Annotated in this window: 12 protein-coding genes; 3 read left to right on the top strand and 9 right to left on the bottom strand. The window is 70.4% G+C overall.

Translation table 11 applies throughout. From position 1 onward, the window contains the following. Positions 1-100: 100 nt before the first annotated feature. From ABLE92_RS06525 to cobN, 5 genes are all read right to left on the bottom strand, one after another. The gene (locus tag ABLE92_RS06525) at positions 101-901 is read right to left on the bottom strand and encodes a polyprenol monophosphomannose synthase (protein ID WP_348803876.1); all 801 of its coding nucleotides are present in this window, start codon (positions 899-901) and stop codon (positions 101-103) included. Further along, on the bottom strand, positions 898-2,478 hold the full coding sequence (gene lnt, locus ABLE92_RS06520) for an apolipoprotein N-acyltransferase (RefSeq protein WP_348803947.1): 1,581 nt from the start codon (positions 2,476-2,478) through the stop codon (positions 898-900). The genes ABLE92_RS06525 and lnt overlap by 4 nt, the downstream gene beginning before the upstream one ends. 248 nt (positions 2,479-2,726) lie before the next feature. After that, positions 2,727-4,352, bottom strand: a complete 1,626-nt coding sequence (locus tag ABLE92_RS06515) for an amidohydrolase (protein ID WP_348803875.1) — start codon at positions 4,350-4,352, stop codon at positions 2,727-2,729. A gap of 36 nt (positions 4,353-4,388) precedes the next feature. Next, positions 4,389-4,889 carry an FxsA family protein gene (locus tag ABLE92_RS06510; protein ID WP_348803874.1) on the bottom strand — a complete coding sequence of 167 codons (501 nt, stop codon included), beginning with the start codon at positions 4,887-4,889 and terminating at the stop codon, positions 4,389-4,391. Between the two features lie 164 nt (positions 4,890-5,053). Continuing rightward, positions 5,054-8,680, bottom strand: coding sequence for a cobaltochelatase subunit CobN (gene cobN, locus ABLE92_RS06505; RefSeq protein ID WP_348803872.1), 3,627 nt, complete (start codon positions 8,678-8,680; stop codon positions 5,054-5,056). Positions 8,681-9,013: 333 nt separating this feature from the next. On the opposite strand from cobN, the gene cobG reads away from it, so the two are divergent. The 3 genes from cobG to ABLE92_RS06490 are packed head-to-tail and all read left to right on the top strand — an operon-like array spanning position 9,014 to position 12,342. Beyond that, positions 9,014-10,183: a precorrin-3B synthase gene (cobG, locus tag ABLE92_RS06500; protein ID WP_348803871.1), complete on the top strand. Its 1,170-nt coding sequence runs from the start codon at positions 9,014-9,016 to the stop codon at positions 10,181-10,183. 12 nt (positions 10,184-10,195) lie between these two features. After that, entirely contained in the window at positions 10,196-10,819 is a 624-nt protein-coding gene (locus ABLE92_RS06495; RefSeq protein ID WP_348803870.1) for a precorrin-8X methylmutase, read from the top strand. Positions 10,820-10,821: 2 nt separating this feature from the next. After that, positions 10,822-12,342, top strand: a complete 1,521-nt coding sequence (locus ABLE92_RS06490) for a precorrin-2 C(20)-methyltransferase (RefSeq protein WP_348803868.1) — start codon at positions 10,822-10,824, stop codon at positions 12,340-12,342. A 12-nt stretch (positions 12,343-12,354) separates the two neighbouring features. On the opposite strand, the gene ABLE92_RS06485 is transcribed toward ABLE92_RS06490, so the two are convergent. From ABLE92_RS06485 to dprE2, 4 genes are read right to left on the bottom strand one after another with little or no spacing between them, the layout of a single operon-like run. Continuing rightward, positions 12,355-13,152 (bottom strand): cobalt-precorrin-6A reductase, encoded by a 798-nt coding sequence (locus tag ABLE92_RS06485; protein WP_348803867.1) that lies wholly within the window; start codon positions 13,150-13,152, stop codon positions 12,355-12,357. Then, positions 13,124-13,912: a cobalt-precorrin-4/precorrin-4 C(11)-methyltransferase gene (locus ABLE92_RS06480; protein WP_348803865.1), complete on the bottom strand. Its 789-nt coding sequence runs from the start codon at positions 13,910-13,912 to the stop codon at positions 13,124-13,126. Before ABLE92_RS06480 ends, ABLE92_RS06485 begins: the two co-directional genes overlap by 29 nt. Next, a complete protein-coding gene (gene cbiE / locus ABLE92_RS06475; protein ID WP_348803864.1) occupies positions 13,909-15,180 on the bottom strand; it encodes a precorrin-6y C5,15-methyltransferase (decarboxylating) subunit CbiE in 1,272 nt (423 codons plus the stop codon). The genes ABLE92_RS06480 and cbiE overlap by 4 nt, the downstream gene beginning before the upstream one ends. Then, positions 15,177-15,953, bottom strand: coding sequence for a decaprenylphospho-beta-D-erythro-pentofuranosid-2-ulose 2-reductase (gene dprE2 / locus ABLE92_RS06470; RefSeq protein ID WP_348803863.1), 777 nt, complete (start codon positions 15,951-15,953; stop codon positions 15,177-15,179). Before dprE2 ends, cbiE begins: the two co-directional genes overlap by 4 nt. Between the last annotated feature and the right edge of the window lie 23 nt (positions 15,954-15,976).

Genomic DNA, 15,976 nt, shown 5'->3' with positions numbered 1-15,976 from the left:
TGAATCACTGACGGCGAGTACGCCGAACGACACGGCCGGGTGGAGTTCTCACTCCCCCGGCCGTGTCGTATGTGCGGGTCGGCTCAGTTGTGCGGTCGGCTCAGCGACGGATACCGAGTTGGGCCATGCGGGCCTCGGCGCCCCAGCGCAGCACCTTGATGAACGCCTCCGACATCACGCCGCCACTCATCTTGGATTGGCCGATCTCGCGTTCGGTGAAGGTGATGGGTACCTCACGCACGTCGAATCCCGCCTGGATGGTCCGCCAGGCCAGGTCGATCTGGAAGCAGTAGCCCGCCGATTCGACGGTGTCGAGGCTGATCTTCTCGAGTGCGGCACGACGATAGGCGCGATATCCGGCGGTGATGTCGTGGATGCCGGCGCCCAGCGCCAGACGGGCGTAGGTGTTGGCGCCGCGGGAGAGGATCTCACGTCGCCGGGGCCAGTTGACCAGCTTGCCACCGCGTACGTACCGCGAGCCGATCACCAGGTCGGCGCCGTCGTTGATGGCGGCGAGGAGCGCGGGCAGCTGTTCGGGTGCGTGGCTGCCGTCGGCGTCCATCTCGATGATGACCTCGTAGTCACGTGCCAGGCCCCACGCGAATCCGGCCAGGTAGGCCTTTCCGAGGCCGTCCTTGTCGACGCGGTGCATCACGTGGATGCGTCCGGCATCGTCTGCGGCGGCGAGCTCGTCGGCCACCTCGCCGGTGCCATCCGGGCTGGAATCGTCGACGACGAGGATGTGGACGCCGCTCAGCGTGGATTGCAGCCGGCCGACGATGATCGGCAGGTTGTCGCGCTCGTTGTAGGTCGGGATCACCACCAGTGCGCCACCGCCGTCGGCGGCCACGAGTGGGGTACGCCCGACTCCCCCAACAGGTGATGGGTCACTGTTCGTCAACGGCGAACTCCTCCGAGTGGTCGGTGCTCCCCGCCACGTGCGGCGGCGGAAAATCTCTGTGTGAACCTAGTACGCAAAGCCAGCGCGGCCAAAAGCGACACCACGGCGATGATCACCGCGAGCCGTTCCGGCCATGGTCCCAGGCGAGTCGCGATCGTCTCGTCGGAACTCAACGGCATGCGATTCTGCAGGATCGCGGCCTCGAAGATGCCGGATTCGGCGGTGATCGTCCCATCCGGTTCGATCAACGCGCTGACGCCGCTGGTCGCGGCGACGATCACGGCCCGTCCGTGTTCGACCGCACGGAACTGCGACATCGCCAACTGCTGATACGTCATGTCGGTGCGTCCGAAGGTCGCGTTGTTGGTGGGGACGTAGAGGATCTGCGCGCCGTCGCGGACCGCATGACGTGCGGCGCGGTCGAAGGCCACCTCCCAGCAGGTCGCGATCCCGACGGTCACCTGACCCGACTGCACCGGAACCGACACCACCGACGGGCCCGACCCGGCCCGGAAATTGCCCGCCATGTCGGCATAGGACGAGAACTTCCGGAAGAACGGGCGCCACGGGAGGTACTCGCCGAACGGCTGGATGATGTGCTTGTCGTAGCGGTCGACGGGTCCCCGCGCCCCGTCCCACACCAGGACGGTGTTGGTGGGTCGGCCGTCCTCGCCCCGGATCAGTGTGCCGACCAGGATGGGCGCACCCACCGCCTCCGACGCCGCGGTGATCTCGGCGGCGGCATCGGGGTTGGCGAGCGGATCGATGTCGGAGGCGTTCTCCGGCCAGGCCACGAATGCGGGTTGTTCGGCGTGTCCGGTCCGGATGGCCGCGGCCAGGGCGTACGTCTCGCGGACATGGTTGTCCAGGACGGCGCGTCGCTGGGCATTGAAATCCAGACCCAGGCGGGGGACGTTGCCCTGGATGGCGGCGATCTGCGCCGACGACCCGGCGACATTGCGATCGACGGTGTCGGGAGTCAGGGCGATCGCCGACACCGGTGCCAGCAGTGCCAGTACCACCGCCAGCACCGCCGTGCGCAACACCGAGTCGGGGCATGCGCCCGGGGCCCGGCCCTGCCGGATGGTCAGCTGCACCACCCAGGCGACGCTCGCGCCGAACAGGGCCACCGCCCCGGACACGCCGGGGGCGCCGAGCACCGAGGCGAGCGGCAGCAGTGGGCCGTCGACCTGACTGAAAGCGGCTCGGCCCCAGGGAAATCCGCCGAAGGGAAAGGACGAACGCAAGAACTCGACGAGCACCCAGGACAGTGCGAACCAGATCGGCGGGACCGGCAGACGGGTGGTCAGCGTGGCACACACACCGAAGACCGCGAGATAACCGGCCAGGGCGGCCGCCAGGGCGAGCCACGGCACCGGGCCGACATACACCCCGATCCAGGGCAAGAGGGGGACGAAGAAACCCAGGCCGAACACGAATCCGATCCATGCGCCGGTACGTACCCGCACCCGCACCTCGCTCCCGGCGGCCGGCCCTTCGGTGAGGAGCGCATACAGCAGTCCGAGCGAGAGGACCGCCATGAACCACCAGTCGCGGGGCGGGAATGCCGCCGCCATGGCGAGGCCCGCAACCGCGGCCCCGGCGGTCCGCGCACCCCAGGTGACCCATCGGCGGGTGCGCGGCGACCATCGCTCACTGCGCGGCCACCATCGGATCCGGCCGGTTCCGGCGGCGGTGACGACGTCGTCGTGGCCGGAGTTGTCGTGGTGGGAGCCGTCGTGGCCGGAGTTGTCGTCCCCGGAGTCGCCCGCCACCCGTGCATCGTGTGCGGCGGTGTCCTCGGGTGCGGAACCGGGCCCCGGCGTCACCAATCGTCCCCGACGTAGACGTCGTGGCCGTCGCGGACGGTGCGCACGCAATGTGGCAGTCGCGCATCGGCGGACACATCGGGCAGTGCCGGGACCCGGGATCGCGGGTCGGTCGACCAGCGCTGGACGCCGGCGTGCGAACCGACCACCACGAGCTCGTCGACGTCCCAGATCGCGTAATGTGCCGGGGCGCCCGGTTCCAGGGTGCCGGTCAGGCCGTCATGGGTGCCCCCGGCCCGCCAGCCACCCCGCGTCGCGGCGGCGAAGGCCGCGCGCGCGGACACCGCATGCTCGGCGCGATGCGGATGGACCGCGGCCCGCACCGTCGCCCACGGGGTGATCGGGGTGACCGGGCTGTCCGACGAAAATGACAGGGCGACACCGGTCTTGGCGAGCATCGCGAAATCGTTGAGGGTCGCGGCACGTGCGTCGCCGAGACGTTGGGCGTACAACTGTCCGGGCCCCGCCCATTCGGCGTCGAACAGGGGTTGCATGCCGGCCACCACCCCGCACCGGGCCAGCACCGCGGCGTCGTCGGCGTCGAGCATCTCGGCGTGTTCGATGCGGTGCGCGCACCGCGCCACCGCCGGGGTGCCGAGGTCGTCGGCGACCGCGGCGAACCCCGCCACCACCGCCTTGGCGGCCGCGTCACCGATGACGTGGAAACCGGCCTGAACCCGGGCGACGGTGCAGGAGTGGATGTGGGCGCGGACCACCTCGGGGTCGAGGTAGGCGATGCCGCCGAGTTCGGGTGCGTCGGCGTACGGCGCGGACAGCCACGCGGTATGCGAGCCGAGGGCTCCGTCGACGAACAGATCACCGCCGAGACCGTGTGCCCGGGTGATGGACATCAGTTCGGTGGCGTGCTCGGCACTCTCGGCCGCCTGGCCCCAGTACCGGCGCACGTCGACGGGATGGTCGAGTTCGCCGAGCGCCAGGAAATCATCGAGTCCGGCGATCTCCGGGCCGCCGTTCTCGTGCACCGACACGACCCCCGCCGCGGCGGCCTCGTCGAGCGCCCGGCGCTGCAGTCGTGCGCGCATCTCGGGTGTGATCAGGGTGCGTGCGGCGGCCCGCACCAGGTGATGGGCGTGTGCGACCAGAGGCTCATCGGGATGGAACCCGTCGGCGGCGGCCAGGTCCGGGACGAGTCGGCGCAGTGCCGTCGACGCGACGGCCGAGTGTTCGTCGACCCGCGCGAGGTAACACGGTCGGTGCCCGACGACCGCGTCGATCTCCGCGGTGGTGGGTACCCGGCGTTCGTCGGGGTCGGTGCCGGTCCAGCCGGAGTCATCCCAGCCCAGACCCCAGATGAGGTCTCCCTCGGCGGTGTCGGTGGCGGCGGCGCGGATGCGGGCGAGTGCGTCGGAGCGGTGAGTGGCCTCGCCGAGTGTCAGACCGTCGAGGGCCAGGCCGGTGGAGGTCAGATGCACATGGGAGTCGACGAACGCCGGCGCGACGAAGCGGCCGCGCAGGTCGGTGACGTGTGCGTCGGGATGCAGCGAACGGCCGACGGCGTCGGATCCGACCCAGGTGACGATCCCGTCGGTGACGGCGAGTGCCGTCGCGTCCGGGACGCTCGAGGAGTAGACGGCCCCGCCCAGCAACAGTTCGGTAGACACGGTGGTCCAGTGTGCCCTGAGCGCGTGTCCGGTCCGTCAGTGGCCCCGCGGCAACTGACGTTCACCCGGGGTCCACGCGCCGGTGTCGGCCGAGACCACGTCACCGTCGACGACGGTTCCGTCGATGACCGTGCCGCGCCGGAAGCCGGTGGTGGCATACACCCCCGCGCGGTCCATCGCGACGACCATGCGGCGGGCACCGAAGGCGGTCACCGCGGGCCGGATCAGGCGTCGAGTCGGCGGTGCCAGCAGCAGCATGCCGAGCAGCGTGGACACCACGCCGGGGATGACCAGCAGGAATGTGGATCCGGCGAGCATCGCGGTGTCGGCCAGCGGGGCGCGCGCGTCGACCTCGTTGCGGGATGCGCGGCGCAACTCGCCGAACACCTTGGCGCCCTGCCACCGCAGCATCACGAATCCCAGGACGGCCGCGGCGATCGTGATCAGCACCGCCCAGCCGAAGCCCAGGGTCATCGTCAACGCGACGAAGACGCCGATCTCCACGGCGAGGTAGATGAGTACGTATGCGAGTCGCATGGCGGTGCCTTTCGGTGACGGCCTTTCGGTGACGGTCTACCCGATGCAACGAACGAGCGTCCGATTTTGCTCCGCGCTGACCGCAGCGGTCCCTGGGAAGTCGCTGAGACCTGCCGGCCCTGTCGTCACCGCCGACTCGCGCCGCCGGCCCAGTCGTCCCCGCGTCAGTCGTCCCCGCGTCCCTCGATGTCCCCCTCGGTCTGCAGGTACACCGCGCGCAGATCGGCGAGCATCTCGGCGGGCGGCTCCTGCCACATCCGGCGTTCCACCGCCTCGAGGAGTCGTTCGGCGATGCCGTGCAGGGCCCACGGGTTCGACTCCTGCATGAACTGCTGATTGGTCTCGTCGAGGACGTAGGACTCGGTGAGCTTCTCGTACATCCAGTCGGCGACGACGTCGGTGGTGGCGTCGTACCCGAAGAGGTAGTCGACGGTGGCGGCCATCTCGAAGGCGCCCTTGTATCCGTGCCGCTGCATCGCCGAGATCCACCGCGGATTGACCACGCGGGCACGGAACACGCGGCTGGTCTCCTCCGACAGCGTGCGGGTGCGCACGGCGTCGGGTCGGGTGGAGTCGCCGATGTAGGCCTCCGGTGAGCGTCCGGTGAGCGCGCGCACCGTGGCGACCATGCCGCCGTGATACTGGAAGTAGTCGTCGGAGTCGGCGATGTCGTGCTCGCGGGTGTCGGTGTTCTTCGCGGCCACCGCGATCCGTCGATACGCGCCGCGCATGTCCTCGACGGCGGCGACACCGTCGAGGTCACGGCCATAGGCGTAGCCGCCCCACTCGGTGTAGACGCGGGCCAGGTCCTCGTCGGTGCGCCAGTCGCGGGAATCGATGAGCTGCAACAGGCCGGCGCCGTAGGTGCCCGGTTTGGAGCCGAAGATGCGCGTGGTGGCCCGACGTCGGTCGCCGTGTTCGGCGAGCGCGGCACGCGCGTGGGCGGCGACGAAGTTGTCCTCGTCGGATTCGTCGGCGCCGGCGGCGAGGGCGACCGCGTCGTCGAGCATCGTCACGACGTGCGGGAAGGCATCGCGGAAGAATCCGGAGATCCGCACGGTGACGTCGATGCGGGGTCGGCCGAGTTCGGCGAGGGGGATGAGTTCGAGTGTCGACACCCGTCGGGAGGCGTCATCCCAGACCGGCATCACCCCGAGCAGGGCGAGGATCTCGGCGATGTCGTCGCCGGAGGTGCGCATCGCGCTGGTCCCCCACGCCGACAATCCGACGGATGCCGGGAATTCACCGTGGTCGGTGCGATAGCGCTCGAGCAGTGAGTCGGCCATCGCCCGGCCGGTCTCCCACGCCAGTCGCGACGGCACCGCCTTCGGGTCGACCGAGTAGAAGTTGCGGCCGGTGGGCAGCACGTTGATCAGTCCGCGCAGCGGGGATCCACTGGGTCCGGCCGGGATGAAACCGCCGTCGAGGGCGTGCAGGACCCGGGGGATCTCGCGGGTGGTCTGGCGTAGGCGGGGCACCACCTCGGTGGCGGCGAAGGTGAGGATGTCGGCGACGGCCTGCGGGTGACCGTCGGCCGCGGCCGCCACGGCAGCGGCCGACCAGTCGTCCTTCGCGCACGTCTGCACCAGCCCGCGGGCGAGGTGTTCGATCTCGTCGACCTCGCCGCGGGCGGCCTCTCCGCTGCCCTCGGTGAGGCCGAGTGCCTCGCGGAGGCCGGGCAGCGCGGCGCTGCCGCCCCACAGTTGCCGGGCCCGCAGCATCGCCAGGACGAGATCGACCTCGGCGTCGTCGACGGGCGGCTCGCCGAGGACGTGCAGGCCGTCGCGGATCTGCACGTCCTTGATCTCGCACAGCCAGCCGTCGACGTGCAACAGCATGTCGTCGAAGACGTCCTCGTCGGGGCGTTCGGACAGACCGAGATCGTGATCCATCTTGGCCGCGGTCAGCAGCGTCCAGATCTGCTGGCGGATCGCGGGCAGCTTCGCCGGGTCGAGGGTGGAGATGTTGGCGTGCTCGTCGAGGAGTTGCTCGAGCCGGGCGATGTCGCCGTAGGATTCGGCGCGCGCCATCGGCGGGATGAGGTGATCGACGAGAACCGCGTGGGCGCGGCGTTTGGCCTGCGTCCCCTCCCCCGGATCGTTGACCAGGAACGGGTACACCAGCGGCAGATCACCGAGGGCCGCGTCGGTGCCGCAGTCCGCCGACATGCCGAGCGTCTTGCCGGGCAGCCATTCGAGGTTGCCGTGCTTACCGACGTGGACGACCGCGTCCGCACCGAAACCCGGGATGTCCGAGGGATTCTCGCCCCGGCCGGCGACCCAGCGATAGGAGGCCAGGTAGTGATGTGACGGCGGGAGATCCGGATCATGGTAGATGGCCACCGGGTTCTCGCCGAACCCGCGCGGCGGCTGTACCAGGATCGCGATGTTGCCGAAACACAGTGCGGCCACGACGATGTCACCGTCGGGGTTGGTCGCGCGGTCGACGAACAGGTCACCCGGCGGAGGTCCCCAGTGGGCGATCACCGACTCCCGCAAACCGTCGGGAAGGGTGGCGAACCACCGCGTGTAATCGGCCGCCGACACCCGAATCGGATTGGCGGACAAGGCTTCCTCGGTCAGCCAATCCGGATCCTGCCCGCCGGCGGCGATGATCGCGTGGATCAGTGCATCGGAATCGTCCTCGGCGAGACCGGGAATCGCGCCGTCACCGGTCTCCGGTCCGATGTCGTAACCGGCGGTGCGCATCGCCGACAGCAGGCGCAGCAGGCTGCGCGGGGTGTCGAGCCCCACGGCGTTGCCGATGCGGGCGTGCTTGGTGGGATACGCCGACAGCATGATCGCGATACGACGCTGTGCGGGGGCGGTGTGCCGTAACCGGGCGTGCGCCACGGCGATTCCGGCGACCCGCGCGCACCGTTCGTCGTCGGGCGCGTAGGTGGGCAGCCCGTTCTCGTCGAACTCCTTGAACGAGAAGGGAACCGTGATGATGCGTCCGTCGAACTCGGGAACCGCCACCTGGGTGGCCACATCCAGTGGTGACAACCCGTCGTCGTTGGCCTCCCAGTCCGCCCGCGGACCGGTCAGACACAGGCCCTGCAGAATCGGGATATCCAGTGCCGCAAGGCGTTCGATATTCCACGCCTCGTCGTCGCCGCCGGCCGAGGCGGTCGCCGGGGTGGCCCCGCCGGCCGCGAGGACCGTCACCACCAGGGCGTCGGCGGTGCCGAGGAGGTCGATGAGGTCGTCGGGTGCGGTGCGCAGCGACGCGCAGAAGACCGGCAGTGCGCGTGCGCCCTTGGCCTCGATCGCCCGGCACAGTGCGTCGATGTAGCGGGTGTTGCCGGCGAGGTGTTGCGCGCGGTAGTAGAGCACCGCGATCGTCGGACCGTCGTTGTCGGCGGCGGCGCGCTCGAGCACACCCCACGGCGGGGTCTGCACCGTCGGTTCGAATCCGAGGCCGGTGAGCAGAACGGTGTCGGACAGGAAGTTGTACAGATTGACCAGATTGGGCACGCCGCCCGCGGCGAGGTAATTGTGCGCCTCCTGCGCGACACCGGCCGGCACCGTCGAGAGCGCCATCAGGTCGGGGTCGGGTTGCTGCTCACCGGAGAGCGCGACCACCGGGGAACCCACCGCGAGAACCGCATCGAGCCCCTCCTCCCATGCCCGACGACCGCCGAGGATGCGGACGACGGTGAGGTCGGCGGCGGCGACCATGTCACCGACCTCGTCGACCAACAGACGCGACGGGTTGGCCACCCGGTAGTCGGCTCCACTGGCATGCGCGGTGATGAGGTCGGTGTCGGAGGTCGACAGCAGCAGGATCATGGTGCACTCCTCACCGGGGTTGCGCGCCCGGTCACGATGGTCGGGGTACCCAGTCGCAGGTCTGGCTCGCGGGCGTCGTCGGCCCGACACAGTGGCGCGACCGCGCCGGAATCGCACCGGCTTCTGCCGCACTGGGTGTGCCCGAAAGCCTAGTCGAGCCCACCGTCGCCGGAACACCCACGTCGACGCGGCGGCGAGGGGACACACTCGTGTCGGCGGCGAAGGGACACACTCGTGTCGGCGGCGAGGGGACACACTCGTGTCGGCGGCGAGGGGACACACTCGTGTCGGCGGCGAGGGGACACACTCGTGTCGGCGACTACCCTCGACGGTGTGACCGGCCACGTCCAACGCCCCGCCCACGACCGCTGCCCGGGTGTCTTCGACCCCCATCCCGCGGCCGACGGTGCGCTGGCGCGCATCCGGCTGGTCGGCGGATCGCTGCGGTCGTCGGCGATGGAGACCCTCGCCCGGGTCGCCGCCGACCACGGCGACGGTTTCATCGAGTTGACCGGCCGCGCCAACGTCCAGTTGCGCGGGATCACCGACGTGGCGGCAGTCGCCGACGCGCTGATCGCCGCCGACCTCGTCCCCAGCACCACGCACGAGAAGATCCGCAACATCGAGGTCAGTGCCCTGACCGGCCGGATCGGTGGTCGGGCCGACGTTCGTGAGGTGGCCGTCGCGCTCGACCTGGCGCTGCGCGCCGAGGCCGCGCTGACCTCGCTGTCGGGACGTTTCCTCTTCGGCGTCGACGACGGGCGTGGTGACATCCTCGCCCGACGTCCCGACGTGTGTGCCGTGGCGCGCGCCGACGGCCGCACCGACATCGTGATCGACGGGACGGTCGTCGGGTCGGTGGCCGACTCGGCCGACGTCGCGCCCGCACTCGTGGCCGTGGCGACGGACATGGTGGAACTCGCCGGGCCGCGTGGCGCGTGGCGTGTCCGTGACCTCGACGAGGCGTCGCGCGAGCGGTTGCTGAGGTCGGCGGCCACGCGGCTGACGCCGCCGGCCGAGACGGACGGCGGTGCCGAGCCGGTCGGCCCGGCCGAGGCGATCGCGCCGATCGTCGGATGGTTCACCCAGGACGACGATCGGGTGCTGCTCGGTGCCGTCGTCGAGGCGGCGCGAGTGCCGGCGCGGTTGGCGGAGTTCCTGGCCGCCATCGGCGCCCCCATCGTGGTGACGCCGAACCGGGAGATCCTGATCTGCGATCTCACCGAGGGCGTCGCCGAGACGGTGGTGCGGGTTCTGGCACCGATGGGATTGATCTTCGACGCCGCCTCGCCGTGGGCCCGGGTGAGTTGCTGTGTCGGGGCGCCCGGCTGTGCCAACGCCCACGCCGCGGTGCGCGCCGACCTGATCGCGCACATCGCCTCCGGTGCCGAGATCACCGACCGGCAGCACTGGGTGGGCTGCGCGCGTGGATGCGGGTCGCCCGCCGGGCCGCATCTGCGGGTGGAGGCCGGGCCGGACGGATACGTGCGCAGCGCCCGCTAGGCTTGTCCCACCATGACTGACTACCTGCGCGACGGCGCCGCGATCTATCGGCGATCGTTCGCGATGATCCGCGAGGAATCCGACCTGTCGGCGTTCGCGCCGGACGTGGCGACCGTCGTCGTCCGGATGATCCATTCCTGCGGGCAGACCGACCTCGCCGGTGACGTCGTGGCCACCCCGGGCGTGGTGAGTGCCGCCCGCGGCGCGCTGCGTTCGGGTGCACCGATCCTGTGCGACGCGACGATGGTCGCCTCCGGGATCACCCGACGGCGTCTGCCGGCCGACAACGAGGTGATCTGTCACCTGAAGGATCCCCGGGTCGCCGAACTCGCCGAACGGATGCAGACCACGAGAACCGCTGCCGCGCTGGAACTCTGGCGAGACCGCCTCGAAGGATCGGTGGTGGCGATCGGGAATGCGCCGACGGCGCTGTTCGCCTTGTTGGAGATGATCGACGCCGGGGCACCGCGGCCGGCGGCGGTCGTGGGGGCGCCGGTGGGCTTCGTCGGAGCGGCCGAATCGTGCGCCGAACTCGCCGCCCGCACCGACCTCGAGTTCATCACCGTCACCGGCCGCCGCGGCGGATCGGCGATCACCGCCGCGGCCGTCAACGCCCTGGCCACCCCGGAGGAGTGAGGGTGTCGGCAGCGCCGGGAGTCGGCACGCTCTGGGGTGTGGGCCTCGGCCCCGGCGACAGCGACCTGGTGACGGTCAAGGCCGCCCGCGTCATCGAGAGCGCCGACGTCGTCGCGTATCACTGTGCGCGCCACGGCCGCAGCATCGCGCGATCGGTGGCCGAGCCGTACCTGCGGGACGGGCAGATCGAAGAGCGCCTGATGTATCCGGTGACCACCGAGACGGCCGATCATCCCCGTGGGTACCGCGGCGCACTCGACGACTTCTACAGCGAGAGCGCCGAAGTGCTCGCCACACACCTGAGTGCCGGGCGTGACGTGGCGCTGCTGGCCGAGGGCGATCCGCTGTTCTTCAGTTCCTACATGCACATGCACAAACGGCTCGCCGACCGCTTCCCCACCGAGATCATCCCCGGGGTCACGTCGGTCAGCGCGGCGTCGGCGGCCACCGAGATCCCGCTCGTCGAGGGTGAGGAGACACTCACCGTGGTGCCCGGCACTCTGCCGGTGCCGCGGATGCGCGAATTGTTCTCCCGCGCCGATGCCTTCGTGGTGATGAAACTGGGCCGGACGTTCACCCGGGTGCGCGACGCCCTCGCCGCGGCCGGACGGCTCGACGAGGCCTGGTACGTCGAACGGGCATCGACGTCGGTGCAGAAGGTGGCTCCGGCCGCGGACGTGGATCCGGCTGCGGTGCCCTACTTCTCGATGATCGTGGTCCCCGGCCGCACCAACAATCCACGCGCCGACGTCGCCGAACCGGTGCGTGGTGAGGTGGTGGTCGTCGGGTTGGGTCCGGGTGCCGACGACTGGACCACCCCCGAGGTCACCCGCGAGTTGGCGGCGGCCACCGACCTCGTCGGGTACAAGACCTACCTCGCCCGCGTCTCGACGCGGCCCGGTCAGCGCGTGCACTCCTCGGACAATCGCGTGGAAGCCGAAAGAGCGGAATTCGCACTGGATCTCGCGTCGCGTGGGGCCCGGGTGGTGGTGGTGTCCTCCGGTGATCCCGGGGTGTTCGCGATGGCGACGGCCGTCGCGGAGGTCGCCGCCGAGCCACGCTGGGCGGACGTGGCGGTGCGGGTGGTGCCCGGGGTGACGGCGGCATCGGCGGTGGCCGCGGCCGTGGGTGCTCCCCTGGGTCACGATTTCGCGGTGATCTCGCTGTCGGATCGGCTCAAGCCATGGGATGTGATCGTCGAACGGATCCGCGGCGCGCTGGCCGCCGATCTGGTGATCGCGATCTACAACCCCGGTTCGGCGAGCCGGCACTGGCAGGTGGCGGCACTCAAGGAGATTCTGGCCGAATCGGTCCCGGGTGATCGGGTGATCATCCTCGGCCGTGACGTCGGTGGCCCGGAGCAGTCGGTCACGGTGACCACCGTGGCCGATCTCGATCCGGGGTCGGTCGACATGCGCACCCTGGTGATGATCGGGTCGTCGGCGACGACGGTGGCATCGCGGGCCGCCGGTGATCTGGTCTTCACCCCGCGCGACCATCCACGCGGCGGATCGACGCGGTGATCGGGGTGTGAGTCAATCGGCCGGCAGCTGATCGGCCACCCATCGGCCCGCGGTCGCGACATCGTCGGTGACCGGCGTGTCGGCCGGTTCGCCGGGACGATCCACCATCACCACGCCGACACCCAGCATGCGCGCCGCGTCGAGTTTCGGTCGGGTGAGCTCTCCCCCGCTGTTCTTGGTGACCAGCGTGTCGATGCGGTGCTCGCGCATCAGGGCCAGTTCGCCGTCGAGGTGATACGGGCCACGGGAGCGCAGGATCTCGTGATGCGGTGGTACCGCACCGGTCGGTGGGTCGACGACGCGGATCGCGAACCAGGCGGAGGAGATGTGGGCGAACGCCGAGACGTCCTGTCGTCCGCTGGTCAGCAGAATCCGGCGCGGACCGTGTTCCACGGCGCGTGCGGCCGCCCCGATCGTCGGAACCGTCCGCCAGTCGTCGTCGGGCCCGGGCACCCACGCCGGACGACGCAACCGCAGCAGCGGGACGTGCGCCTGCGCGCAGGCCGTCGCGGCGTTGGCGGTGATGGTGGCCGCGAACGGATGAGTCGCATCCACCACCGCACCGATGCGGTTGTCGCGCAACCACTCCCGCAGGCCCTCCACGCCGCCGAAGCCGCCGATGCGGACCTCTCCGACGGGTAGGCGGGGATTGGACACCCGACCGGCAAGCGAACTGATGGCGTCATACGGGCCGTCGTCGAGGACACGCGCCAGCGCCCGGGCCTCGGCGGTTCCGCCGAGAATCAGCACCCGGCGTCGCCCGGTCACCGGTGTCGACCGTTCATGGGTGCGGATCCGCTCCGTCGGCATCGCTGCGCAGCTTCGTCATCCGCGCCGCCGAATACAGGTAGCTGTCGAGGCGGCCAGGGCTGTCGGCCGCGGCGAGGACCGCTCCGACGAAGATGACGGCGGTGCGTCGAATCCCCCTGCTCACCAGCGCCTCGGGCAGGTCGGACAGCGCGCACCGGACGATCCGCTGATCGGATCGTGAGGCGAAGGCGACCACCGCGGTGGGACAGTCGGCGCCGTAATGCGGTGTCAATGCGGCGGTGATCTGCTCGGCCTGATGCGCGGCCAGGTGCAGTGCCAGGGTCACGCCCGTCGCGGCAAGGGTGGCGAGGTCCTCCCCGGTGGGCATGTCGGTCGACAGGGTCGACACCCGGGTGATCAAAAGGCTTTGTCCGACACCGGGAATGGTGAGTTCGTTCTCGAGGGCCGCGGCGGCGGCGGCGAAGGCCGGGACGCCGGGCACCCACTCGACGTCGATGCCCAGCGCACGAATGTGTCGGACCTGCTCGGTGACCGCCGAGTACAGCGACAGATCCCCGGAGTGCACACGCGCGACGTCATGTCCGGCGGCGTGGGCGTCGGAGATGTGGGAGATGATCTTCGGCAACGGCATACGCGCGGTGTCGATGATGTGGGCGTCGGGTGCGCAGAGTCCCAGGATCTCGTCCGGGACGAGGGACCCGGCCACCAGTGCCGTCTGACACCGCCCGAGGATGCGCGCCCCGCGCAGGGTGATCAGGTCGGCGGCACCGGGGCCGGCACCGATGAGGTAGACGGTCATCGGCTCCCCTGCCCGGCGGGTGTGTCACCGAACCACTGGACGATCGGCAACGCCGGGCGCCACGCGGAGAAACCACCCAGCGGCGCGGCCGTCTCGATGCCGATCCGGCGCAGGACGCCGGGATGGTCGCGGTGCCAGTCGATCATCAGGGTCTGATTCTCGATGGTCACCGCGTTGACGACCAGACGACCACCCGGAGGTAGTGCCGCCCAAGCGGATTCGAGGATGTCGCGGGTGAGTCCACCGCCGATGAACACCGCGTCCGGCGGTGCGGCGGTACGCAGTGCGTCCGGTGCGGCGCCGCGGATGTCGACCCGCTCGGCGACGCCGTGGTGTCGGGCGTTGGCCGCGATGCGTTCGGCGCGGTCCGGATCCTTCTCGAACGCCACCACCCGCACCCCGGGAGCGGCCCGCAGCCATTCGATGCCGACGCTCCCCGATCCGGAACCGATGTCCCACAACACCTGTCGCGCCGAGGGGGCCAGAGCGCAGACGGTGAGTGCGCGGACCGCGGACTTGGTGATCTGACCGTCGTGATCGAAGGCGTCGTCGGCGCGACCGGGCAGCGTCGAGCGGTGCGGCCCCACACAGGCGAGCGCAATGATGTTGAGAGCGTCCACGATCGCGGCGCGGTCCCAGCCGTCGACGGTACCCGAGGTGACGCGTTCGGCCGGGCCGCCGAGCTGTTCGAGCACGACCATGCCCGAGGCGCCGAATCCGTTGTCGGCCAGCATGTCGGCGACACGCGCGGGGGTGGCGGCGTCCCGGCTCAATACCAGCAGCCGACGGCCGTCGGTGATCTCGGTGAGCACGATCTCCGGATCGGCGGTGACCGCGCTGACGATGACGGTCCGGGCCAGATCCCACCCGAGTCGGGCGCAGGCCAACGACGCGCTCGACACCTGCGGTATGACGGTGACGCGATGGGCGCCGACGGCACCGACGATGGTGGATCCGATGCCGTGGAACATGGGATCACCGCTGGCGAGGACGTGGACCGTCGACGACCCCGCGGAAGCGGTGGTCGAATCGAGGAGCGCGGCAAGGTGTTCGGACATGGGCGAGGTCCACGGGACACGTCGGCCGGCCGGTCCGTCGAGCATGTCGAGTTGACGGCGGGAGCCGTGGATGACGGTCGCCGACTCCAAGGCGCGACGGGCGGGCGGGGTGAGACCGTCCCACCCGTCGGCGCCGATCCCGACCACGACGAAATGCGGTCCGTCGGCGCGAGCGGCTTCGGGTGCTGGGGTTTCTGGTGTCGGGGTCATCGCGGAAGTCGTCGCCAGATCGCTCGTGGCAACATCCGCATCCCGGCGAACAGTGGCCGCAGAGCCCACGGAACCCACACCTCGCCCTTGCCCTTGCGGTACGCCCGCGCCACCGCGGTCGCGACCTGATCGGCGGTCACCGACAACGGTGCCGGCGCGGTGCCCGCGGCCATCAGGTCCGCGGTCATGTTGCCGATCACGAAGCCCGGGCGCACGAGCAGCAGGCGGGCACCGCTGCCGTGCAGGGCATCGGCCAGGCCCGAGGCGAATCCGTCGAGTCCCGCCTTGGTGGAGCCGTAGACGTAGTTGGCGCGGCGCACCCGGATCCCGGCCACCGAGGAGAACACGATGATGGTGCCCGAGCGTTGCGCCCGTAGCGCGGTGGCCAACGGCGTGAGCACACTGATCTGTGCGAGGTAGTCGGTGTGGGCGATCTGCAGGGCGTGGGTGATGTCGGTCTCGGCGCGGGCTTGATCACCGAGAATGCCGAAGGCGACGATGGCGACCTCGATGGGGCCGTGCTCGCGCACGATCGCGTCGATCAGTGCCGGATGGGAGTCGGTGTCGTCGGCGTCGAAGGCGATCGTGGACACCGACGTCGCCCCGGCCGCCCGAAGTGTCGCCGTCTCGGCGTCGAGGTCGTCGGGGCGTCGTGCCGCCAGCACAATCGGATGGCCCGGGGCGAGCTCGGCCGCCAGCGCCACCCCGATCTCGCTGCGACCGCCGAAGACGACGACGCTGCCGGTCCGGTTCTGCCCACCATCATCCGTCACGTTCCGAGTATTTCATCGACGTG

The sequence above is a fragment of the Gordonia oleivorans genome (assembly GCF_040044975.1).
In the GTDB taxonomy this organism is placed as follows: Bacteria; Actinomycetota; Actinomycetes; order Mycobacteriales; family Mycobacteriaceae; genus Gordonia; species Gordonia oleivorans.
This window is presented reverse-complemented; position numbering and strand designations above follow the sequence as displayed.